Raw genomic sequence first — 26,520 nt, forward strand, 5'->3', positions numbered from 1 at the left:
TGGACTACAACCATTTATGACCAAAATTATTCTTTTACTGTTATTCCTGGAGATTTTAATGGAGATGGTTTATTGGATTTAGCTATGTTAACTAAGGATGATACGCATTTCATAATTATGAAAGCGTATCTGAATGAGGAAGGTAAATTAGGTTATAAAACAACAACCCGTTTGGGGGGAGTTGCTAGTCCTGTATTAGTTGGGCATTTTGAGGGAAATAGAAAAGATCAACTCCTAATCGGAAATAAATGCTACTCTTTTGATGATGAATTAGTAAAATATACTTCCCTAGAAATAAAAGGGACTTTGCCAAACAATGGGAGTTATGCAGTCATAGATGTTGATGGAGATAAATATGACGATATCATTGTGTATGATAAAAAAAAGAAGGAGGTTGTGGCTTATGCTATTAATTCTTATGGGAGTATCTTTGAATTGACGCATTTTTCATTTAATGAAGGGGAAATTAATGATCTCAAATTCGGGTACTTCAATAATGATCGATATGCAGATATCTTTTTTTATTGTAAATCCGGGGAACAATACAAACAATTGATATATTATTATAATGGAAAAGAATTTATTAAAGGAGAAATTACAGAATCACATCCTAATTTATCTTTTTTAGTTGCGGATTTTAATAATGATGGTATATCGGAATTAATGTCCTGTTATTATACAATTGATCAAGATAAAGAGGCTAGAGCTACGATTGTTAGTTATCCCGGATGTCATTTTACGAATAATATCTATGATATTGATGTTACGGATTTATTTCTATCTCCTGATATTTCTCCTGGAACTACAAGATTAGATGATGTGTATTCATATAAGGGAAAATCTTATGTTTATCCTATAAAACATGATCTTTTTGCCGGTGATTTTACAGGGGATGGTAGAGCTGATGTATTAGCCATTTCTCAATCCAGAGTAACAGGGCCGGGGGTGATTACACGTTTTCGTGACGTAAAATACAGTTTGGTAACTTTTGATGAACAATGTTCTTCTGATGTGGTGATTGATATCATAGATGGTAATGCGGGTAGGCGCTCTATTGAATATAATAGTCATGTACAATCACGTGTGAGTAAGAATCCGCTAATAAAAGGATTATATACTCATTGGAATAAGCAATACTCATTAATTCGAAATGTAAATTATGTACTAACATCCGATTTACATAAAGACATTCATATTGGTAAGAAGTCATATTCATATACTACTCCTTTTTATAGAAAGGATAAAGGTAACTTTGTTGGATTTGAAAAACAAATAATAACAGATTCTCTTTTAAATACTATAACGGTTAACACTTATAATGTATTAGGATCTCCCTGTATATTATATCTTGCCAAAAGCGAGTATCGTGTTGGACATGAAATCGTTTCGTCTACTAACTATGGAGCTGAATTACATAATTTGTCAGGGAGCTATTATTTGAGACATACATCCGTTTTTGAAACAGACTTGGATAAGCAATGTGAAAAAGTGGAGCAATATACTTATGATGAAATAGATAATATCATAATCTCTGATGTTAGTTATCAAGGATTTGCTAGGGTAAATAATATGCCAGAAAAAAGAATTTTAACCAATTATCAATATGTACGTCCGGATAATCTATTATATAAAAAGAAACCTTCAAAAATTACAACTGTCTACACAAGAGATGGAGCTAATAGTATCACTCAAACAAAAAGATACGCTTATACTCCACAAGGAAAAATTTCTTTAGAATCATTTAATTCATATTTTAAAAGATATCAATATAATGTATGTGGTCTTTTGGTTGCGGAGAGTATAGAAGATTCTATCACTAAAAAACAATTTGTTTATGAATATGATACTAACTTTTTACATCGGAGTAAGACTATATCTCCGACAGGCTTAATCTCAACTAATACAGCTGATGTCTACGGAAATACTCTTATTAATACCGGACCGGGAAATCTGAAAACATATTATACTTATGATGATTTATTCAGACCTTATAAAATTAAGGCTCCCGATGGTACTGTTTCAGTCCGGAAAGCAATAAGAGGAGGACGTGATAAACAAGGATTCTATGTTGCGAATTATGTTATATTGAATGGAAATACAGAAAAAAGTATTATTTTTAATAATGCCATACACTACGATTGTCTGGGGAGAGAAATTCGAAAAGAAAAAGTTCTATTAAATGGAACACATGAGCATATTGATATTTTTTATAACGAAAAAGGGTTATCAGAAAAGTTGTATTCATATAGAGGGAAAGTTTTAGTAAATTCGAAAGAAATGTATTATGATAATAAGAATCGTATTATACAAGAGAAAATATCATCTCCAGTTGATGTGGGCAAAAATGGAAAAACTATAGACTATGTTTATTATGATCCAAATGTCAGGAGAGGGAAAAAGGTAAAAGCTGTAATAACTAATGTATCTACTACTGATTCTATTGTTACAACAATGATATATAATCGTACTGCTTTACCTGTATTAAAAATTGAAAATAGTGATTCAATAGTTTACCAATATGATAGTGCTGATAACTTAATTAAGGTACGAACGGTAGGATACCCGACAGAGGATAAATATACAGATTATGGATTGAGAGTTTCTCATTTCAATAATTCTACAGGTAAATCGACATATGAATATAATAATTTCAATGAATTAGTTAAAGAAGTTGATGGTCAAGGAAATAAGATTGAATATGCTTATGATAAAGAGGGAAGAATAATAACAAAAACGACAGGAAAAAATACTGTTCATTATATTTATGACGCACTTACTGGTTGGCTAAAAGGAATTGAATCATTATCACATAAACTGGAATATTTATATGATAATATAGGACGGGTTATTGAAGAAAAGAAAACGACATTAGGGATACCGATGGTCAAGAAATATCAGTATGACAACTTTGGACGTTTATCAGTGTATACTTCTCCGTCTGGTTTCAAGCAAAAGAATGTATATGATGATAGATTTTGTGAATTGGTTGAGATTCGTGATATAACTACAGGCGATTCAAAAATTCTATGGAAACGCACGAAGGTCGATTCTTTGGGATATATTTCACAGGTTATTAATGGAGATAATCGAACAGTAGATTATACGTATAATAATCGTGGAGAATATACACATATTTATTCTCCGGGCGTTATTGATTTTTTATATCAATATGATCATCGTGATTTGATGCTTTCACGTAAAGAAAAGTTTTATACGGATGATTTATGGAAAGGATTTGATGAGCATTTCAGCTATGATACTTATGAAAGGCTTATTGCATCTGAAAGAAAAGGAAAAACAGGCCAAGAGGTTTCATATTCTTCCGGTTATCGGATTGCATCAAAATCCGACATAGGGAGTTATTTATATACTAGCGATAAATCTCGAATTCATAGCATATCCACAGTGTCAGAAAGAGATTATTATCCTTCACAGATATTAACCTTTTCAACAAATAATCGTATTGCTACAATACAAGAAAAAGATAAGATATGGACTTATGATTATGATGTAAATGAGATGCGTGCAAAAGCGGTGTTGGAAGAAAATGGTATTGTACGATTAACTAAATATTATTTTTCTAATTATGAAAAAGAATGTACTGATAACCAATCGACTGATATTGATTATATTTATGCAGGTGAAAATTTGGTAGCTTTAAGAAAGACTACTGAAAATCAGGTGGCTATATATTTTGTCTATTCTGATAATTTAGGTTCTATTCGATGCTTGACTGATTTTCAAGGGAATGTAGTACAACAGTTGGGGTATGACGCATGGGGGCAACGTCGCAATCCATTGACTGGCGAGAAATTGACTTCTATAGAATTGATCGATTCTTATCGTATTACGCGACGTGGATTTACAACTCATGAGCATATTGATGAAATGAACCTGATTAATATGAATGCGAGAATCTATGATCCTTTAATTGGTTGCTTTATTAGTGTTGATCCTCACGCTGCCATGAATTATATAATTAATCCTTATACTTATTGTAATGGCAATCCATTAAAATGGATTGATTTAACAGGAGAAGATATGTGGAGTACGTCTGACCCTGACTTGATAGACCGGATGTTTAATTTATACAAGGATGGCCAGAATATGTTTGGCAAACCTTATTCTGTAAGTAATGATTGGTTTTATCTAACTCATGATGAGTTTGTTAGAGCCTATGCAGTATATGGAGTTGCTGTATTTTCTTACAATGGTAGCTATGACTTGAGTAGTTATGGGACTATAAGTGATGGGGAAATCACAATTCATGGGAAGCTTCCGAAAAAAGAGGAAACTGGCATTCCTAGTGTAGGTGATGCTTATTCTATGATAAATTATGCAGTAGGGACATATACTGGAATAAAAGCTTACTCGCGTGTACATGATGGAATGTGGCGTGGAATGGATGGTAAATGGTACAAAACATCTTGGGGAGGTAACCAATATACAGGGGCTCGTAGTACTGTGATGAAAAAGGCTCTACGTTTAGAGAAAATTGGTAAATATATGTTCTGTCTTGATGCTGTAATTAATGGAGTTGTAATTTGGAACAATGCTTCTGAAAATAATTACGAACTTATATTCCAATCTTCGGCAAATATTGTTTTCGGATATATTTCTACTTATGGTGGACCTCCTGGAATGATTGTGGGAACAATGTATTATTCTATGACTTTCGCTCCTCATGGATTTATATTTTGTCCGATAACAGAACCGACTTTCTGTTCATCTGATAATACTTATGTTGAACCATATAAAAAAATATATTGAGAATGAATATACTTAAACAAATATATGAGATATATGAATATCTGTTTTATCGAACATATATATGGCAGCTTAGATTGTGGGGAGAAAAGCGGTCGCCAGAAGTAGCAGGGTTATTACTACCGACTTCATTGTTTACTTTTGTTTTTGTTGGCCCAATAGTTGGAGTATTACATTCATTGGAAGTACCAAACAATGAAGAGTTAGGTATACTTTTGGCTGTTATATTCACTTTTGTTGCTCATAGATTATTTATTAGTGATGGACAATATTTGTCTATTGCTGATAAATATCGTAATGAAACTAAAGAAAAACAACGACAACGTATGAAGCAAGTTTGGATTTTTTTAGCAATAAATCTTATTTGGGTAATATTCTGCATCTTCTTATTCATCAAAGTGATACCCCCGCCATCAAATGCAGATACCTCTAATAAGAATCCTTCTCCAGAATATATAGAGATGCTGAAAGATATAAGAGACCGACGAGCACAATAGAATATAAACAGTGAAATAAATTTGTTGTATAATAGATTATAATTTAGAACTTAGAAAAATGAGAATTATTTTATTTTTATTATTGGGTTGGTACACAATCGGAAATATACAAGCACAAATCAAAGAGCCTGTAAAGTTCAAAAATGAGTTGAAAATGACATCTGAAACGGAAGCGGAAATCGTGTTTACTGCTTCGATAGAGAAAGGATGGCATGTGTATTCGACCGGGCTAGGGGATGATGGACCTATTTCCGCTACTTTCAACATCAATGCGAGTAATCATGTAGAAACAATGGGTAAATTGCAACCTGTTGGAAAAGAAATCAGCATCTATGATAAGATGTTCGAGATGAATGTGCGCTATTTTGAAGATACGGTACAGTTTATCCAAAAAGTGAAATTTACAGGAAATGATTACTTTATGGATGGGTTTCTGGAGTTTGGAGCTTGTAACGATGAGAGCTGTTTACCTCCGACTCAAATTCCTTTTAAATATGGGAAAAAAGCAGAAGCAGATTTAATAGTTGTAAAAGGGAAAGAAGAGGCTCCGGTAAATGTGGTAGAGAAGCAATCGGAAAGTGATCTTTGGAAACCGGTAATCAATGAATTACAGGTGTTAGGTGAAGAACATTCTCAAGAGGATAAATCTTGGTTGTATGTCTTTGTCACTGGATTTCTTGGCGGATTATTGGCTTTGTTCACTCCCTGCGTATGGCCGATTATTCCTATGACTGTGAGTTTTTTCCTGAAAAGAAACAAGGATAAGAAGAAAGGAATTCGGGATGCATGGACTTATGGTGCTTCAATTGTCGTGATTTATGTAACACTGGGATTAGCAATTACTTTAATATTTGGTGCCAGTGCATTGAACGCTTTATCAACAAACGCCGTATTCAATATTCTTTTCTTCCTGATGTTGGTTGTTTTTGCAGCTTCTTTCTTTGGAGCATTTGAACTTACTTTACCTTCTAAATGGAGCAATGCAGTGGACAGCAAAGCGGAAGCGACGAGTGGCCTATTAAGCATTTTTCTGATGGCATTTACGTTATCTCTAGTGTCTTTCTCTTGTACAGGGCCGATTATCGGCTTTCTGCTCGTACAGGTTTCTACGACAGGTAGCGTGATTGCTCCTGCTATCGGAATGTTAGGCTTTGCCATCGCTTTGGCTTTACCATTCACACTGTTTGCTCTTTTTCCTTCGTGGCTGAAATCAATGCCTAAGTCAGGAGGGTGGATGAATGTAATTAAAGTGACATTGGGTTTTCTGGAACTGGCTTTTGCTTTGAAATTTTTGTCGGTTGCGGACTTAGCCTATGGCTGGAGAATCCTGGATAGGGAAACTTTCCTTGCGTTATGGATTGTGATTTTCGGACTAATGGGGTTATATCTGTTGGGAAAGATCAAGTTTCCGCATGACGGTGATGAAAACAGGGTAGGCGTGGGGCGCTTCTTTCTTGCGCTTGTTTCTTTAGCATTTGCTGTATATATGATTCCCGGACTTTGGGGGGCACCTTTGAAAGCTGTCAGTGCATTTGCTCCTCCTGTGATGACACAGGACTTTAATTTATATTCGAATGAGGTCCACCCCAAATTCAAGGATTATGAAATAGGTATGGAGTATGCACGACAACAGGGAATGCCTGTGATGATCGATTTTACCGGATATGGTTGTGTGAATTGTCGTAAGATGGAAGCGGCTGTATGGACAGATAGTAAAGTGGGTGGTATCATCAATGATAAGTATGTACTTATCTCTTTGTATGTGGATGATAAAACTCCATTGAATGAGCCTATAAATGTTGTGGAGAATGATACGGAACGCACTTTACGAACAGTAGGCGATAAATGGAGCTATCTGCAACGGGTGAAGTTTGGAGCAAATGCCCAACCTTTTTATGTATTGCTGGATAATGACGGTAATCCGTTGAATAAATCTTATGCATATAATGAAGATATTCCAAAATATATAGAGTTCCTGCAGGAAGGGCTGGAGCGATATGTGAAATGATGAATTTTAGACATTCAGCTTGTATGTTATGGCTTATAGCTAAAGTTTGGAATGAGAAAAAGAATAATTCTTTTTGGGCATTTTCATAGAAATACATAGAATAGTGTTATCTTTGTAAAGTGACATCGGGTTTAATAGAGCAAATTGTATAATAATATTTGTATCTGACATATAAGCAGTATGAGGGCGAAGATTTCTGCTGTGATGTTCTGAATTACATGATCTGAAAATGTGAATGTTGTCCTTGTCAAGATGGGCAGATTAAGATAAAGATCCCTCGTGGATCGGCTGCCTGTGAAGGTCGCTCTATTGTTTGTTTTGTTTGTGTTTTGGTGCACCTTTTTTCTGATAAAGAATAAGGTGCACTCTTTTTATAGTTATGTATATGTAATATTAAATATATTTTTCAATAAAAAAGAAGATGGGTGAAAAAGCTTCAATGTGGAATCTTTGGCACGGCTGTCACAAATTAAGTGAAGGCTGCCGTCATTGTTATGTATATCGGACGGATGGTAAATATGGAAAAGACAGTTCGGTGGTGACAAAGACAGAAAAGTTCGATTTACCCTTGCAGCGTAAAAAGAATGGTACGTATAAGATACCTTCGGGAAATTTGGTATATACCTGTTTTACTTCAGATTTTCTCATTGAAGATGCGGATGAATGGCGTGCCGAAGCGTGGGAGATGATGCGGATACGACAGGATCTTCGTTTCCTCTTTATCACTAAACGGATAGACCGGTTGCAACAGTGTCTGCCTCCCGATTGGGGAGATGGCTATGACAATGTGACCATTTGCTGCACGATGGAGAACCAGGATAGAGTGGATTATCGTTTACCTATTTATAAAGAAATGCCTATTAAACATAAAATCATTATCTGCGAGCCGCTTCTTAGTCGGATTGATTTCAGAGGTGAGCTGGGAGAGTGGGTGGAACAGGTAGTGGCAGGAGGAGAGTCAGGCAAAGAAGTCCGGGTATGTGATTACGAGTGGGTATTGGATATCCGGCAGCAATGTATAGATGCGAATGTCGGTTTTTGGTTTAAGCAGACAGGGAGTTATTTATTAAAAGACGGACATGAGTATAAGGTTGCACGACAATTTCAACATTCGCAGGCGAGAAAGGCGGAGTTGAATTATACACCTGATAAATAAGAAATAAAGATTAATACAGATCTTTTTTACTGAAAGCGAGGGTTGCTTAGCAATCTTCGCTTTCGTTTTATTGAGTACAAAATACGGATAATCACGTCTTTTTATAAAGATATTGTGTAAATTTTAAATTATCCATATTAATGAAACAGATAAAACTGTTACTTCTTTTAGCTTCCGCCTCCGTTACGGGAGCACTTGCGCAAAGCAATGGATTGACGGATATGAGTCAGAGCCGTTTTGCGAAGATGGCGAATACCGGAATCAGTGCCGTACATTGGACAGATGGATTCTGGGGAGATCGCTTTCAGATATTTAGCCGGACTTCCCTGCAAAGTATGTGGAATACTTGGAACACACCAGAAATATCCCACGGTTTCCGTAATTTTGAGATTGCCGCTGGTGTGTGTAAGGGTGAACATTGGGGACCTCCGTTCCATGACGGAGATATGTATAAATGGATGGAGGGTGTGGCTTCTGTCTATGCTGTCAATAAAGATCCGGAACTGGATAAGTTAATGGATAACTTTATTACTTGTGTCGTAAAAGCCCAACGTGCAGATGGTTATATACATACGCCTGTTGTTATCGAAGAACTGAATAAAGGTATTGACTCTCATGCATTAGGGGATCAGCATAAACAAACAGTCATCGGAACGAAAGTAGGTGACGAGAATGAAAAAGGAGCTTTTGCCAATCGGCTGAACTTTGAGACATATAACTTGGGACACCTGATGATGGCGGGTATTGTGCATCGTCGTGCCACCGGAAAGACTACTCTTTTTGATGCTGCCGTAAAAGCAACGGATTTTCTTTGCCATTTTTACGAAACGGCTTCTGCCGAACTGGCTCGCAATGCCATTTGCCCTTCACATTATATGGGAGTGGTCGAAATGTATCGTGCCACAGGAAATCCCCGTTATCTGGAACTTTCAAAGAATCTGATTGATATCCGTGGTATGGTGGAGAACGGTACGGACGATAATCAGGACCGTATTCCTTTCCGCGACCAGTATCGTGCAATGGGGCATGCCGTACGTGCAAATTATCTATATGCAGGAGTAGCGGATGTATATGCCGAGACAGGCGAACAACAATTGATGAAAAATCTGATTAGTATCTGGAATGATATTGTCACCCGGAAGATGTACGTGACCGGAGCTTGTGGTGCTCTTTATGATGGAACGTCACCGGACGGGACTTGCTATGAGCCGGATAGTATTCAGAAGGTACATCAGAGCTACGGACGTCCTTATCAGTTGCCGAATAGTACAGCGCACAATGAAACATGTGCCAATATCGGAAATATGCTTTTCAACTGGCGTATGCTGGAAGTGACAGGGGATGCGAAATATGCTGACCTTGTAGAGACTTGTCTTTATAATAGTGTATTGAGCGGTATCAGTCTGGACGGAAAGAAATATTTCTATACCAATCCGCTTCGTATCAGTGCCGATCTTCCTTACACGCTTCGCTGGCCGAAAGAACGGACGGAATATATCAGTTGTTTCTGCTGCCCGCCGAATACATTGCGTACATTGTGTCAGGCACAGAATTACGCCTACACATTGAGTCCGGAAGGCATTTACTGTAACTTGTATGGTGCAAATACGCTGACTACGACTTGGAAAGACAAAGGAGAGCTGGCATTAACACAAGAGACGGATTATCCCTGGGAAGGAAAGGTACGCGTAACGTTGGATAGAGTTCCTCGTAAGGCGGGTGCTTTCTCGCTCTTCTTACGTATTCCTGAATGGTGCGAAAAGACTACGCTCACAGTGAATGGACAGCCGCTGCAAACCAATGCAAAGGCAAATTCGTATGCGGAAATAAATCGTACATGGAAGAAGGGGGATGTAGTGGAGCTGGTGATGGATATGCCTGTCCGTTTGCTCGAAGCCCATCCGTTAGCAGAGGAGATTCGTAATCAGGTGGTCGTGAAGCGCGGGCCGTTGGTTTACTGTCTGGAAAGTATGGATATTGCAAACGGGGAAAAGATTGATAACGTATTGATTCCCGCTGATATAAAACTAACTCCGAAGAAAATCACAATTGAAGGCAGTCCGATTGTTGCACTTGAAGGAATGGCACGTCTGGCATCTGCAACTTCGTGGGAAGGAGTGCTTTACCGGCCGGTTGTTCAGGCTGAAAAGACAGTAAATATCCGTTTGATTCCTTATTATGCCTGGGGAAACAGAGAAAAGGGAGAAATGACTGTATGGATGCCTCTTGCCAGATAGTCCGGATTGTTTAGTATACAGAAATGAAAAAAATCATGAAAAAGTTATTTGTAACGGCTATATGTATCTTGTGCAGTCACTGGCTATTGGCCGGTGAGATATGGATTTCTCCCAAGGGTAGTGACTTCAACGACGGAACTCGTCAATCTCCTAAAGCCACGCTGACTTCTGCCTTACGACAAGCACGAGAATGGCGCAGGACAGAGGATAACCGTATTCAAGGTGGAATCACAATCTATATGGAAGGTGGAACCTATGCCTTCCATGAACCGTTTTTTATCCGTCCGGAAGATAGCGGAACCAAAGAATCGCCCACAATCATTCGCTCGGTAGGCGATGAAAAAGTGATATTGAGTGGAGGAATCAGCATAAATGGCTGGAAGAAGCAAGGGAAAGTTTGGGTAGCAGATGTACCGGTATTTAATGGACGTCCATTGGATTTCCGCCAGTTGTGGGTGAATGGAAAAAAGGCAGTTCGTGCCCGTGATGTGGAGGATTTCGAAAAGATGAATCGCATTTGCAGTGTGGATGAGAAGAATGAAATTCTTTATGTACCTGCAGTTTCCATTCGCAGGCTTATTGATAATAAAGGGAATTTGAAAGCTAAATATGCCGAGATGGTATTACATCAGATGTGGTGTGTTGCCAATCTTCGGATTCGTTCAGTTGAAGTGCAGGGAGATAGCGCGGCAATACGTTTTCATCAACCGGAAAGTCGGATTCAGTTTGAGCATCCCTGGCCGCGTCCGATGGTGACGACAGACGGACATAATTCTGCTTTCTATCTGACAAATGCCCGCGAATTGCAGGATGTACCCGGAGAATGGTATCATGATATAGATGCCCGTAAGATATATTATTATCCACGGGAAGGAGAGAAGATGCAGGAGGCGAAAGTGATCGTACCTGCTGTTGAGACATTAGTACGGGTGGAAGGAACTGTGGATCGTCCTGTGTGTCATATTCGTTTCGAGAAAATTACTTTTTCCTATACTACATGGATGCGTCCGTCAGAAAAAGGACATGTACCTCTTCAGGCAGGTATGTATCTGACAGATGGTTACCGGATTGATCCGAAAATGCAACGGGATTACTTGAATCATCCGTTGGATAACCAAGGATGGTTGGGACGTCCCGCAGCTGCTGTTCGTGTGGCTGCTGCAAGGCAGATTGATTTCGAGCGTTGCCGGTTCGAGCATTTAGGTTCAACCGGATTGGATTATGAAGAAGCGGTGCAAGGCGGTGTTGTTCGTGGCTGTCTCTTCCGCGATATTGCCGGAAATGGTCTGTTAGTCGGCAGTTTTTCTCCGGCTGCCCATGAGACGCATTTGCCATACGATCCTGCTGATCGTCGGGAAGTATGCACACAGCAACAAATCAATAATTGTTATTTCACGGAAATAGGCAATGAAGATTGGGGATGCCTTGCCATTGCTGCGGGATATGTAGGAGACGTCAATATCGAGCATAATGAAATCAGTGAAGTGCCTTATAGTGGTATCAGTCTTGGTTGGGGATGGACGCAAACTGTGAATTGTATGCGTAATAACAGAGTACATGCCAATCTGATTCATCATTATGCGAAACACATGTATGATGTGGCAGGTATTTACACACTCGGTTCGCAGCCGAAAAGTTATGTAACGGAGAATTGCGTGCATAGTATTTATAAGCCGGGGTATGTACACGACCCTAATCACTGGTTCTATCTTTATACGGATGAAGGTTCTTCCTTTATTACTGTACGTGATAATTGGACAGAAGGAGAGAAGTATCTGCAAAATGCCAATGGTCCGGGAAATGTATGGGAAAACAATGGTCCGAAGGTGGATAGTGTTATTCGTGAACGTGCGGGACTGGAAGTAGGATATAAGGATTTACTAAATATCCAGTAGGTATTGACAAGTCATTTAACTGTAATACGTGATTCGTTCCACAGATATGGAACTAAAGGAAAACAATTGTAGAACTAAAGGGAAACAGATGTGGAACTAAACGTCAACCACTGTGGAACGAATTATTTCTTACGATTCAGTTTGTTAGTAATAGAAAGAATAATGAAAAAGAAATATATGATATTGCTTAGTGCCTTGTCTTTGGCAAGCAGCACATTTGCCCAGACCTGGATATGGTATCCGGGAGACTACGAAATCTGGCTGGGAAATCAAATGAATAACCGTCGTATGGAACGAGGTGCATTTTTTCCTCCTTTTTGGAAAACGGACAGTCATTATGTTGTCGTAGAATTCAGCAAGCAACTGAATCTTTCCGAGCCGGAAGAGATCTTTATTGCTGCCGAAGGAAAGTACAACGTCAAACTGGATGGAAAGCTCCAGTTCGGTATGCCGGAAACCATGTTGCTTCCGGCCGGAAAACATAATCTGAACATTAAAGTCTGGAATCAGGCTACTCCTCCCACTATTTATGTGAAGGGAAAAACGGTGAATTCAGACTCTTCCTGGCGTGTAACTTACGAAGATAAAGAATGGATTGACGAGAGCGGAAAAGCCAGTGACACATCTGCCACTATCTATATGGATGCCGGATGCTGGAACTTTGACGGAGCTACCCAACGTCCTTCCCAATTCAGTCTGATGCGTGAACCGCAGCAACCTGTTACGAAGACAGAACAGCCCGAAGGAGGTATCCTTTATGATTTTGGAAAAGAAACATTCGGATTTATCACATTGAAGAATCTTTCCGGAAAAGGAAAAATAGAAATTTATTATGGTGAAAGCCCGGAAGAAGCAAAAGATAAAGCATATTGCGAAACATTGGACAAACTCTTGCTCGAACCGGGACAAGTGACCGACCTTGCTATCCGCAGCACTTCTCCTTTGAGTAATTCTGAAAACGAATATACATTGGAGAACAGCAAAGCCTTCCGTTATGTCTATGTATCTCACGAGCCGGATGTACAGATTGGAGAAGTCTCCATGCAATATGAATATCTTCCTGAAGAATACCGCGGAATTTTCCGTTGCAATGATGAAGAACTGAATCGTATTTGGGAAGTTGGCGCATACACCATGCATCTCACTACCCGCGAATTCTTCATTGACGGTATCAAACGTGACCGTTGGGTATGGAGTGGCGATGCCATTCAAAGTTATTTGATGAATTATTATCTTTTCTTTGATAACGAATCCGTCAAACGTACAATCTGGTTACTTCGTGGCAAAGACCCTGTGACCAGCCACAGTAATACAATCATGGATTATACTTTCTACTGGTTCCTTAGCGTATATGACTATTATATGTATAGTGGCGACCGCCATTTTGTCAACCAACTGTATCCACGTATGCAAACAATGATGGATTACGTGTTGGGACGTACCAATAAGAATGGCATGGTAGAAGGTATGACCGGTGACTGGGTATTTGTGGACTGGGCAGACGGCTATCTGGATAAAAAAGGCGAACTCTCTTTTGAACAAATCTTATTTTGCAGAAGTCTGGAAACGATGGCTTTGTGTGCGGAATTGGTTGGAGATGCCAATGGCAAACAGAAATACGAGAAACTGGCTGCTGCTTTGAAAGCAAAGTTAGAACCTGCCTTCTGGAATAACGAGAAACAGGCATTTGTACATAACTGCGTCAACGGTCAGCAAAGTGATGCAGTCACCCGCTATGCGAATATGTTTTCTGTCTTCTTTCAATATTTGAATGAAGATAAGCAACAAGCCATTAAACAGTCTGTTCTGCTGAATGACAGTATTCTGAAAATAACAACTCCCTATATGCGTTTTTACGAACTGGAAGCACTTTGTGCTCTTGGCGAACAGGATGCTGTAATGAAAGAAATGAAAGCCTATTGGGGTGGAATGTTGAAGGAAGGCGCTACCTCCTTCTGGGAGAAATATAACCCCGAAGAAACCGGAACGCAACATCTTGCCATGTATGGCCGCCCATACGGAAAGAGTTTATGCCATGCCTGGGGAGCGAGTCCTATCTACCTGTTGGGCAAATATTATCTGGGAGTGAAACCTGTAAAAGAAGGATATAAAGAGTTTGCTATTGCTCCTGTGTTGGGAGGATTGAAATGGATGGAAGGCACTGTACCCACTCCGAATGGCAATATCCATGTCTATATGAACAGCAAAACGATGAAAGTGAAAGCAACAGAAGGGAAAGGCTATCTGACCATCAAAAGCCGTCGTCCACCTAAAGCAAATATCGGAACACCGGAAAAAGTGTCGGAAGGAGTATGGCGCCTCTGGATCGATTCACCTGAAGAAAGAATTGTTACCTATCATTTATAATACATTGTTAATTAGTTAGTGGAGTAGTCCTTGATTAACGGTTCCTCTTTTTAATGGGGGATTGTTAATCGGGGACTTTTTTTATTGGAATGTGTGCCACCTTTTCTAAATTTTACTACTTTTGTTTTGTGAAAGACACTTAATTGTAATACGTCTTTTGTTCTTTTGGAAAAACAATTAAACAAAATCCAAGGAATGTTAGATAAATCAGCTCAATACACTAATACAGATGACGAGAAGCTCTTTTCCTTCATAGAAAAAGGAGATAAAGGAGCTTTTACACAAGCTTATGACAGATATCATAAGCTGCTATATGTATTAGCTTACCGTTATTTAATGAATGCAGACATGGCAGAAGATGTAGTACAACATGTCTTTGCCCGTTTATGGGAATTTAGGTCGGAACTACATGTAGGAATCAGCCTTAAGAACTATCTGTTCACTATGACGAAAAATCATGTCTTAAATCTGATTCGTAATGAGAATAGTGCAATCAGCAAGAACTATGAGATAGCCCAATCGACGCCTGTCTACGAAGATAATCTGATAGAAAATCTGGAGAAGAAAGAATTGATGGCCTCTTTTTATAAAGCGGTAGATATGCTTCCACCGCAGAAACGCAGTATTTGTTTGATGAAAGTGAAAGAGGAACTAACGAATCAGGAAATAGCCGAACGGATGAATCTGTCTGTTAATACAGTCAAAACACATTATACAGAAGCATTGAAAATGTTACGTATTCATTTAAGTAAAATGCTAATAATTGTTACTTTTGTCACACTAATGACATATTTAAGTGTCCACTATTTAAGATAAAAAGAGAATGAATCGACCCACTGATAAACAAATAGAAGAAGTGCTTGCCGGAGTTGCTACACCGGAGGATGCAAAATTTGTGGCGGAATGGTTTGCCACAGAAGAAGGGAACACTTACCTGGATGCTGTGATGACTCGGGAGGCAGAATATTTAAAAGCCGAAACGGCAGAAATATATGTAGACCATACTATACCTTCAGAAAAGATGTACCATCAGATCCAAAAGAACATATCACGCAAACAGATCAAACGTATCTGCTTCCGTGTGGCTGCAATCTTGATTCCCGTTATTTTCCTGATAGGTCTTTATTTACAGATCAATTCCCGGGTGGATTTATTCGGCACTACGGAGTATGAGGAAATTCGTGTTGCCAAAGGAGAGCGGATACAGATGATGTTTCAAGACGGGACACGAGTTTATATCAATTCAGATTCCTGGTTGAAGTATCCTAAAAAGTTCGGATTGAGTAAGCGGGAAGTTTTCCTGGTGGGAGAAGCCTATTTCGTGGTAGCCAAGAATAAAAAACGTCCGTTTATTGTTAATCTGAACGGACCTTCCGTTCATGTACTGGGTACTTCTTTTGATGTACAAGCCTACCCGGAGAATAAAGACATTGTGATCTGTCTGGATGAAGGACATGTAAACCTGACTCTCTCCTCTGCAAAAGAATACCCGTTACTGCCGGGCGAGAAACTGATATATAATAAAGAAAGTGACCAGTGCCGGATAATCAAAAACGATCATTCAAAGCAAGGCTCAATGTGGAAAGACAATGTGATTTCTTTTAAAGATACTCCTCTGGCAGAAGTGGTCAAGGTTCTGAACCGCTGGTATAATGTAAACTTTAAGATAGAGGATGAGCAGGCATCGAAATATGTATATACGTTGACCTCGGATAATACGATACTGGAGAAGGTGCTTCAGGATTTGGAAAAGATTGCGCCGGTAAAATTTGAATATGATGAAGTCCGGAAAGAAGTGACAGTCCGAATGAAATAGGACGGAAAGAAGTAAAATATACTGGATAGGATAATAGAATGAGGACAGGCTGTGTATATACGCAGCCTTTACTGTTTTAGGATAAGAATGTTATGAAATAAATTAGGCTTATGAAAAAAAACTCTTTTTTCTCTCACCCGCTTTTTTGACTTGTGTGTCTACTAAGCATAAATGAGATTTTAAATCTAAGTTTAACTTTAATCAAAGCAAGTAGTATGAAACACAAAGTTCTGCTCGTATTGTTGCTGGGGATAATCATAAGCGTTTCCGCTTCTGCCCAAAAGGTGACAATGAATCTTAAACAAGTAAAGCTGGAGAAAGTATTCTCTGCCATTACACAGCAAACTGGTCTTACGGTGGCTTATAGCCGTACGATCGTCAATCCGGATCGAATAGTGACGGTAGAAGCAAAGAATCAGGAACTATCTAAAGTTCTGAATGATTTGTTTCTCGGTACTAACATAAACTATGAGATCGGAAAAACAAAAATTTATTTGAAGGAGAAAGTTACGGATTCTGAACAACAAACCAGTAATGCGAACAAAAGAAATATATCCGGTCGGGTAGTCGATGAAAAAGGAGAGCCGATTATTGGCGCCAGTGTGATGGTGCAAGGCAGCTCTTTGGGTACAATAACGAATGTAGACGGACGTTATACTTTGGCTAATGTTCCCGAAAACAGTACGATTACAGTATCATACATCGGATATATTACGGTTAATTACGCTGCTACCAGCAGAAATCTGTCCCAAGTAGTTCTCCGCGAAGATAGTAAGACACTGGAAGAAGTGGTAGTGGTGGGATATGGTACGCAAAAGAAAGTAAACCTGACTGGTGCCGTTGCTATCGTTTCGGGTGATGAACTGACGACCCGTTCTGCTGCTAACTTATCACAGCTTCTGCAAGGTTCTGTACCGAATATGAACGTAAACTTTAGTTCGGGACGTCCCGGACAAGGGGGAAGCTTCAATATCCGTGGTGTCAACTCCATTAGTGCGGATGCAGCACCTCTGACTATTATTGATGGAATCGAGGGAGATATAAATAAGGTAAACCCCAATGACGTAGAATCCATCAGTGTTTTAAAGGATGCTTCGGCTGCTGCCGTATATGGTGCCCGTGCTGCTTATGGAGTTATTTTGGTTACAACCAAGAATGGAAAGGTAGGCAAGACCAATGTCAGCTATAACGGTCGTTTCAGTTTTGGTGAAACGACAACTTCTACGGATTTTGAGACGCGTGGTTATTATTCGGCCGGTATCAATGATATGTTCTACAAAACATACCAGGGCGTCCCTTATACACATTATACCCAAGAAGATTACCATGAATTATGGATTCGCCGTAATGATAAAGTGGAAGATCCTTCCCGTCCATGGGTGGTAGAAAAAAACGGAGAGTATAAATATTACGGCAACTTTGACTGGTATAATTGTTTGTTTGATAATACCCGCCCTACTTGGGAGCATAACTTGACGGTTTCGGGAGGAACCGAAAAAGTGAAGTACATGCTATCAGGCAACTACTATAATCAGAAAGGAATTATCAGAATAGATCCGGACCGTTTTAAGAAATATACTTTTCGTTCGAAAATCATTGCCAATATCACTTCCTGGTTTGAATTGAGTAACAATACTTCCTATTACCATTCTGAATATACCTATCCGGGACTATCAGGAGTGAATGACGTTTTCACCAGAGCCGGGCGGCATGCTTTGGCAAGTATTGTGCCGATGCATCCGGATGGAACTCTGGTTTACAGAACAGGTTTGACAGACACAGGAGAAGTGGCAGATGGTGTTAGTGCCGTATTATTGAATGGCGGCCACCATAACCGGGATCGTGAATATGAGTTTGTAACTACGTTCGAGGCCGTATTGAAACCCATCAAACATTTTGAGGTTCGTGCAAACTACAGCTGGGCGCATTACAACCAGCAGAATTTGAATCGTTCCGTAGATGTATTATACTCCAGAAATCCGGGAGAAACAATCACAATGGATAACGGACGTACCAGAGGCAATTATTTGTCGGAAATACAAAACAACCAGATACGCCAAACTTTCAACTTATACGGGACGTATGACAATACCTTCGCAAATGCACATTCTGTAAAGGTCATTGTGGGAGGTAACTATGATTATAAGTATTTCAAGAAACTGGGAATGAAACGTAACGGGTTACTCTCTGAATCTCTCGATGATTTTAACCTGGCAAAAGGTGATGATATATCCATAACCGGAGGACAAGAGGAATATGCGATTCTTGGTTTTTTCTATCGTTTGAATTATGGATATAAAGACCGCTATCTATTTGAAGCCAGCGGACGTTATGACGGTAGTTCCCGTTTCCGTCGAGGACATCGTTTCGGTTTCTTCCCGTCGTTCTCTGCCGGATGGCGTGTCAGTGAAGAAGCCTTCTTTACACAAGCCAAAAACTATGTAAGTAATCTGAAACTAAGACTGTCTTACGGATCATTGGGAAATCAGAAAACAGTAGGCTATTATGACTATCTGCAACTGATTAATACCGGAGCGGTAATGAACTATGCTTTCGGAGATACTACGAAAGGCGATTATGCCTATGAGTCAGCTCCGAACTCTACCGATTTGACTTGGGAAACTGTAATCACAAAAAATATAGGTTTGGACTTGGGTTTTCTTAATAACCGTTTGAATGTATCTTTTGATGCATATATTCGTGATACCAAAGATATGTTGATGGCAGGAAAGACTTTGCCTGGCGTATATGGTGCCTCTTCTCCCAGAATGAATGTGGCAGACTTGCGTACGAAAGGGTGGGAAGCATCTGTTACTTGGGGAGATAGTTTTACTTTGGCAAGCAAGCCTTTCAACTACCGGATAATGGCTGGTATCGGAGATAACACCTCCAAAGTGACAAAATATGATAATCCCAACCGAACGCTGACTGATCCTTACGAAGGACAGCAGTTGGGCGAAATATGGGGATACGTAGTAGACGGTTATTTTAAAACGGATGAAGAAGCAAGGAATTATAAAGTGGACCAATCGTTCGTTAACCAAATGATTAATGCAAGCGCTTTGGATAATGGACTTCATGCCGGTGACCTCAAATTTGTCGATTTGGATGGTAACAACAAGATTGAACAGACAACATCAGCTAATGACCGGAAAGACATGAAAGTGATCGGTAACTCATTGCCGCGCTATAATTATAATTTCGGAATCTCTGCAGATTGGTATGGAATTGATTTTTCAGTTCTTTTTCAGGGCATTGGCAAACAAAATTGGTATCCTGGTGCTGAAACGTCCATGTTTTGGGGACCTTATTCCCGACCATACGCTAGTTTTATTCCTTCCGACTTTATGAGCCAGGTATGGAGTGAAGAAAATACAAATGCTTATTTCCCACGTCCCAGAGGATATGTGGCTCTCGGTAGTAATCGTGAATTGGCAGTGGTTAATACTAAATATTTGCAGAATCTGGCTTATTGTCGGTTGAAGAATCTTTCTATTGGTTACACATTGCCGGATAAATGGCTTTCTAAAATAGGTTTCGAGAAAATACGTGTTTACTTTAGTGGTGAGAACTTGCTGACATTCACTAAGCTACATTCCGATTATATTGATCCGGAACAAGCATCGGCAAGTAACAGCTGGAAAACAAGTAAAAGTGACGCAAATATTTATCCCTGGGCAAAGACATACTCTTTTGGTGTAGATATAACGTTCTGATAATAATGAATATAAAGGAATATAGTATGAAAATAATGAAATATACATTGTGGGCGACTGTTGGTCTGTCGTTGTTATTTGCTTCTTGTGAAAGCATATTGGATATAAATCCGAAAGATCGCTTGACGACTAAGGATTATTTTACGAATGAAGAGCAATTACAGTTGTACAGTAACCAGTTCTATTCAAACAATTTTCCGGGTGACGGTGATATTTATAGGGACGATGCTGATATGCTGATTGTATCTCCTTTAAGCGACGAAGTGAGTGGGCAACGTGTCATTCCGGAAACGGGTGGAGGATGGAGTTGGAGTGCACTGCGATCAATTAATTTTTTATTGGATAATCTGGGAAACTGTAAAGACCAGAAAGTGCGCGACAAATATGAAGCCCTGGCACGCTTCTTCCGTGCTTATTTCTATTTTGAAAAGGTGAAACGTTTTGGAGATGTACCTTGGTACGATAAAGTACTCGGCTCGGATGATGCTGATTTATACAAAGCCAGGGATTCACGCGAATTTGTGATGGGAAAGATAATGGAAGATCTTAATTTTGCCATAGAGGTTTTTAAAGAAACCAACCGGACAAAAGAACTTTATCGTGTAACCTGGTGGACTGCCCAGGCATTAAAGTCACGTGTAGGATTATTTGAAGGTACTTATCGTAAATATCATGGATTGGGTGATTATGAGAAATACTTGAATGACTGTGTAAGTGCCTCTAATGAAATCATGACTGCTTCCGGAGGATATTCATTGTATCAATCCGGCTCACAGTCCTATCGTAATCTCTTTAAATCCGAGAATGCGATTGATGCGGAAATCATATTGGCAAGGGATTATAATAATGATTTGAGTCTGGTTCATAAAGTACAAGCTTTTGAGAATTCTCCGACATTAGGCCGCCCCGGACTTTCGAAAAAACTGGTCAATTATTATTTAATGAAGAACGGCAACCGTTTCACCGACCAGCCCAATTATGCAACAATGGAATTCAAGGATGAAATAGTCAATCGTGATCCGCGTTTAGCGCAAACAATCCGTACTTCAAATATAAATATGAATGTCACGATGACCGGATACCACTTGCTGAAATATGCAAATGATAATATGAGCTATACAGGTGATTCAAGCAATGACCTTCCTCTGTTCAGATTGGCAGAAGTTTATTTGAACTATGCCGAAGCAAAGGCAGAATTAGGCACACTGACGCAAACTGATATCGACAATACGATAAACAAATTGCGGACACGTGCAGGAGTCACGGGAAAACTGAATATGAACGCAGCAAACCTTTCTCCGGACCCTTATATGTGTGCTCCGGAAACCGGTTATGTGAATGTCACAGGAGATAATAAAGGGGTGATTCTGGAAATCCGCCGGGAACGTGCGATAGAGCTGGTCATGGAAGGCTTCCGTTATTATGATTTGATGCGCTGGAAAGAGGGGCAATGTATGGCCCAATCCTTTAAAGGATTTTATCTTCCTGCTACAGCTATCAATAAAGCGTATGATATTGATGGAGACGGAACAAATGATGTCTGTTTCTACACCACATCTTCGCAACCCAATGTGGGGAGTGTGACGTATGTAAAACTGGCTTCTGATGGAAGTGGCACCTCTTTGTCGGAAGGTAATTATGGTAATTTGTTGTGTTATAGCTGGATCGACCGTACTTGGAATGAGAACCGTGATTATCTATATCCGGTACCAAGACAGGAAATAACACTATCTGACGGTGTTGTAACCCAAAATCCGGGATGGAATGAATAACAAGTATAAAAGATATAAATAATAGATTTATGAAAAAGATAGTAATATATACATTGATTTCCTTCATATTCTCTGTTTTTGCCAGCAGTTGTGAAGATAATAAAGACAATTCATTGTACTATCCTGATTTCACGTGGGATACAGGAGATGGAGAGGAAGACGAAGATCCCGTAACTGAAACGTCCATGCGTGTAGCAACTTATAACTTACAGGTGGAGACTGGTACAGGATGGACTAACCGACGGGAACGTGTGGCACAATTAATCAAAGACTACGATTTTGAGATTTGTGGATTCGAAGAAGCCAGTTGGGAACAACGTTCCTACTTAGGAACTCAACTTGCGAGTGATTATCAGATTCTCGCTTATGGTCGTGACACTGGAAATGACGATAACAAGGCAGGAGAGATGAGTGGCATTTTATATAAGAAGAGCCGCTACACATTACTGGATGCCGGACGTTTCTGGTTTTCCGAAACTCCGGAAATTCCTTCCAACGGATGGGATGAAACAAATTTCAAACGTTTCTGTGTATGGGGAAAATTCAAGGATAGCAAGACTCAAAAAGAATTTTATCTTTTTGAAACTCACATGCCTTTGGCTGATAATGCCAGAAAACATGCATGTCAAATGCTGGTGGATGCAGTTTCCGATAAAGCAAAAGACAATACTCCCGCATTTTGTACCGGCGACTTTAATGCGACTCCTGATGCTCCCGAAATAGCCACTACGATTTGCCAAAGTGGTATATTGAAAGATGCGTATCGGGAAGCAACCATTCAGCATGGTGCTCTTTTTACATTTCCTTCTAAAAAGACCAGAATTGATTTTATTTTTGTGAAACATGCTACGGTGCTTTCTACCCGCACTATTGTCAGTTCTTTATCCGATCATTATCCTATGGTGATTGTAGTAGAAATCTAAAATAAAAATGAAGATTATGAAAAACAAATTTTATCATATAAGTACATATTCGGTAATGAGATATTGGACCATTTTATGGATGGCTGTTTTATCTTTCTCATGCTCTGATTTTAATCCGATGGATTCCTATAGCCGTATTCCGCCGGATAGAAACACAGACATAGATGACGGAGATGAGGGTGACGGAGCAGGCGGGCTTTTTGAAAAAGGTTATGGAACAATGAACAAACCCTACCTCGTTATGGATGTGATACAGATTCAGAATATGAGTGAAGCCTTGGTGAAAGGAAAGATGATTTACTTTCAGTTGGGGGCTGATATTGATATGAAGTCTGTATCTAATTGGGAACCATTGAACTCAAACGGTGACTATTATATCTATTTTGATGGAAATAACCATATTATAAAGAATTTCACCTGTACAGACAAAGCGTATGCTAGTTTTTTTGGTATTTTGGCCGGGACTTGTAAAAATGTCGGTTTCTATAATGCCCATGTAGAAGCAGCTACTAATAGTGGGGCAGGGGTTATCGGCGGTTATATCGGAGTGAAAGCTCCGAACGCTGTAGAGAAGACAGGGCAGGTGGAAAACTGTTACGTCTCCGGAAAAGTGAAAGGAAAGTATGCTGGTGGAATAGCTTCCCGTATGGGTAGACCGTATGGAGGACAGATTTGTTATATCAAAAACTGTTATTCTACAGCAGAGGTTATATCTACAGGAGATGAATGTGGAGGTATTGTAGGTTCTATGTATGAAAACAGCGAAGTGTCGTATTGCTACTCTACAGGTGTATTAATTGGTGCCAATTCAGTGGGTGGTATTGCTGCCCTTCCTTCCGAAGGAGCAAAAATAACTGCCTGTGTTGCCTGGAACTGGAAAATAACGGGACCCGCTGCCAAATCAGGACGTATTAGTGGAGTTTTGTCTCAAGGTGAAAGTGGGCATCAGGCGGATCCTGTCGCATCTGAATGTTATGCATGGGAGGATATGATTTGTACAGGATTTGCTCCGGAGGATAATGCAGGTTCCGTTTCGGCAGGAAAATATGATGGAGTAGGCGAAAGTGTCCTGACTTTGCAGAATAGAATTGCCAATTGGGGGACTCCATGGCATAATGTTGGGAATATAGATATGGGATTCCCTATTTTAGAGTGGCAATTGGATAGAGGAGATTATGCTAGTTATGGAGGACATGACAACGAACCGGAAGGAGATTTTGCCAATGGAGACGGAACTCAAAATAATCCTTATGTGATTGCTAATGCTATCCATATTCAGAATATGAGCAAAGCCCTCATTGAAAAACAAACGACTTATTTTGTCTTGAGTGCGGATATTGATATGCAGGGGATCAAGTGGGCGCCTCTGAATGATGCTAATGGTTACCATAAATGGATTGATTTTGATGGACGCAATCATGTAATTAAAAACCTTACTTGTGAGTCAGGCACATATAGAAGCTTCTTCGGGGTATTGTGTGGAGAATGTAGAAATGTGGGATTTGTGGATGCAAATATCTCATCTCCGAATACTGGTATTGGCATCATAGCCGGTTATGTAGGATTGGCTGCCGGTGCAGAGAATTATACTGGAAAGATAACAAACTGCTATACTACCGGAATACTGAAGGGGTCGGGAGCAGCAGGTGGAATTGGCGGTGTACTTGGTGGTTCGGGATATATCAAAAATTGCTATTCCAGTGCTACTGTTATTGATCAAATTGCTAACAATACAGGTAAAGCCGGTGGAATCATCGGAAGGGTGAATGGCAATGCCAGTGGAAGCAGTATTGAAAACTGTTATACTAGTGGTGATATCAATGCCATAGGTGGAGGAAATGCCGGAGGTATAGTCGGCAAAGTGGATGGCGGTAAACTAGTCATAAAAAATTGTATTGCTTGGAATAGTATGTTGGTTAGTACCGATAAAGCAAAGGTGGGACGTATAGTCGGAGGTACTGCCAATGCTACTTATGAAAACTGCTATGCTTATGACGGTATGATTTTGAAAGCAGGAGAGGCTACATTTACCGTTTCAGATGAGACATCACCGTCCGGTAGTAGTTTCCAGGGAGTAGCTAAATCTGCTAACGAGCTGAAAAACACTGTCATAAACTGGGATTCTTCTCTTTGGAAAGAAGGAGGCAACGGCTATCCGGTATTTAAATGGAGTAAATAAATTGATATTTAATGATTTGTAATATGAAGTGTTCTATAAATAAGAAATATTATTTTCTACTTTTGATTTTACTTTTTGCCGGAGGTCTTCCGGCAAAATCTTCCAATTTAGACAAAACGAAACCGGAAGATATTATTCGCCTTGCATCTTATAACATTCGTACCAAAGGAGACAAGGGGGATAAGGCTTGGGAAGTCCGTCTGAACGCGTTGGTAGATGTTGTGCGACGGAATAAGTTCGATATGTTTGCCATACAGGAAGGGCGTACCTCTCAATTAAAGGATATGATGATTCTGAACGAATATTCTTATATCGGTCGTGATCGTGACGGGGATAATAAAGGAGAACATTGTGCCATTTACTATAAAAAAGATCGCTTTAAGGTGTTGAAACATGGTGATTTCTGGTATTCGGAAACTCCGGATATACCTTCTTATGGTTGGGGAGCACGTTGTCGCCGGATTTGCACTTGGGGATATTTTAAAGACCTCCGGACTGGGAAGAAATTCTATGTGTTTAATTCGCATACGGATCATGAAGCAACAGAAGCAAGACGACAATCTTCGTTCATGTTGTTGGAACAGGTAAGGAAAATCGCTAAAGGCAGACCAACCTTTTGCACCGGTGATTTTAATGCCACTCCGGACGAAGAACCGATACAACTTCTCCTGAAAGATAGTTTATTACTGGATTCATATAAATGTACTTTGACGCCTCCTAAAGGACCGTCCGGTAGTTTTTATGCCTATGACAAAACTGGAAAAACAGCTAAGCGCATAGATTTTATTTTTGTGACTCCAAAAATAAAAATACTTTCTTATCACACCATTGATGATGATATAAAGTATAATAAGTACTCTTCAGATCATTTTCCTGTAATGGTGGAAGCGCTACTGAAATGAGAAAAGGAATAAACATTTGAATAGTTATAAAAAACAAGTTGTAAAGGTCGTTCATTACTATAAGTGTATAGATATATTTGTATATATCGCATTGGTGTTGTTTCGGCCTTTACACTGTTTTCTTTTTCTCATACAAGATGCTAATAAACTCATAGAACGTTTATAATAAAAAGTGAAATAGTTTATTATAAACGTCTCTTGTATTTATTATAAACGACATTCATAGAAATTCGTCAAACGGCACTGAATATATTAAACAAAACGGGGTGAAATTAGCAAAAATTT

General features: G+C 39.4%; 14 protein-coding genes. All 14 read left to right on the top strand.

Annotation, left to right across the window (positions count from 1 at the left end):
* Positions 1 to 117 precede the first annotated feature (117 nt).
* The 14 genes from KFO40_RS21920 (at position 118) to KFO40_RS21985 (ending at position 26,235) form a co-directional block, all read left to right on the top strand.
* The gene (locus KFO40_RS21920; RefSeq protein ID WP_211146807.1) at positions 118 to 4,770 is read left to right on the top strand and encodes an RHS repeat domain-containing protein; all 4,653 of its coding nucleotides are present in this window, start codon (positions 118 to 120) and stop codon (positions 4,768 to 4,770) included.
* A gap of 2 nt (positions 4,771 to 4,772) precedes the next feature.
* Positions 4,773 to 5,264, top strand: coding sequence for a hypothetical protein (locus tag KFO40_RS21925; RefSeq protein WP_032848910.1), 492 nt, complete (start codon positions 4,773 to 4,775; stop codon positions 5,262 to 5,264).
* Positions 5,265 to 5,322: 58 nt separating this feature from the next.
* Positions 5,323 to 7,272: a protein-disulfide reductase DsbD family protein gene (locus tag KFO40_RS21930; protein ID WP_049702873.1), complete on the top strand. Its 1,950-nt coding sequence runs from the start codon at positions 5,323 to 5,325 to the stop codon at positions 7,270 to 7,272.
* 421 nt (positions 7,273 to 7,693) lie between these two features.
* Positions 7,694 to 8,428, top strand: coding sequence for a DUF5131 family protein (locus tag KFO40_RS21935; protein ID WP_151921932.1), 735 nt, complete (start codon positions 7,694 to 7,696; stop codon positions 8,426 to 8,428).
* Positions 8,429 to 8,568: 140 nt separating this feature from the next.
* A complete protein-coding gene (locus KFO40_RS21940) occupies positions 8,569 to 10,665 on the top strand; it encodes a glycoside hydrolase family 127 protein (RefSeq protein WP_128859017.1) in 2,097 nt (698 codons plus the stop codon).
* Positions 10,666 to 10,700: 35 nt separating this feature from the next.
* The gene (locus KFO40_RS21945; RefSeq protein ID WP_128859018.1) at positions 10,701 to 12,560 is read left to right on the top strand and encodes a right-handed parallel beta-helix repeat-containing protein; all 1,860 of its coding nucleotides are present in this window, start codon (positions 10,701 to 10,703) and stop codon (positions 12,558 to 12,560) included.
* Positions 12,561 to 12,722: 162 nt separating this feature from the next.
* Positions 12,723 to 14,927 carry an alpha-L-rhamnosidase C-terminal domain-containing protein gene (locus tag KFO40_RS21950; protein ID WP_165861487.1) on the top strand — a complete coding sequence of 735 codons (2,205 nt, stop codon included), beginning with the start codon at positions 12,723 to 12,725 and terminating at the stop codon, positions 14,925 to 14,927.
* A 195-nt stretch (positions 14,928 to 15,122) separates the two neighbouring features.
* Positions 15,123 to 15,743, top strand: a complete 621-nt coding sequence (locus KFO40_RS21955) for an RNA polymerase sigma factor (protein ID WP_004310318.1) — start codon at positions 15,123 to 15,125, stop codon at positions 15,741 to 15,743.
* Positions 15,744 to 15,750: 7 nt separating this feature from the next.
* Positions 15,751 to 16,743 carry a FecR family protein gene (locus tag KFO40_RS21960; protein WP_008017758.1) on the top strand — a complete coding sequence of 331 codons (993 nt, stop codon included), beginning with the start codon at positions 15,751 to 15,753 and terminating at the stop codon, positions 16,741 to 16,743.
* 215 nt (positions 16,744 to 16,958) lie between these two features.
* Complete coding sequence (locus KFO40_RS21965; protein ID WP_128859019.1) at positions 16,959 to 20,459, top strand: TonB-dependent receptor; 3,501 nt, start codon at positions 16,959 to 16,961, stop codon at positions 20,457 to 20,459.
* A 26-nt stretch (positions 20,460 to 20,485) separates the two neighbouring features.
* Positions 20,486 to 22,231, top strand: coding sequence for a RagB/SusD family nutrient uptake outer membrane protein (locus KFO40_RS21970; RefSeq protein WP_004325983.1), 1,746 nt, complete (start codon positions 20,486 to 20,488; stop codon positions 22,229 to 22,231).
* 29 nt (positions 22,232 to 22,260) lie between these two features.
* Complete coding sequence (locus KFO40_RS21975) at positions 22,261 to 23,154, top strand: endonuclease/exonuclease/phosphatase family protein (RefSeq protein WP_178286655.1); 894 nt, start codon at positions 22,261 to 22,263, stop codon at positions 23,152 to 23,154.
* Between the two features lie 16 nt (positions 23,155 to 23,170).
* Positions 23,171 to 25,333, top strand: coding sequence for a hypothetical protein (locus tag KFO40_RS21980; RefSeq protein WP_211146809.1), 2,163 nt, complete (start codon positions 23,171 to 23,173; stop codon positions 25,331 to 25,333).
* Between the two features lie 11 nt (positions 25,334 to 25,344).
* Positions 25,345 to 26,235, top strand: coding sequence for an endonuclease/exonuclease/phosphatase family protein (locus KFO40_RS21985; RefSeq protein WP_211146810.1), 891 nt, complete (start codon positions 25,345 to 25,347; stop codon positions 26,233 to 26,235).
* Positions 26,236 to 26,520: the final 285 nt, after the last annotated feature.

The organism is Bacteroides sp. 1001302B_160321_D4, from assembly GCF_015667765.1.
Classification (GTDB): Bacteria; Bacteroidota; Bacteroidia; order Bacteroidales; family Bacteroidaceae; genus Bacteroides; species Bacteroides xylanisolvens.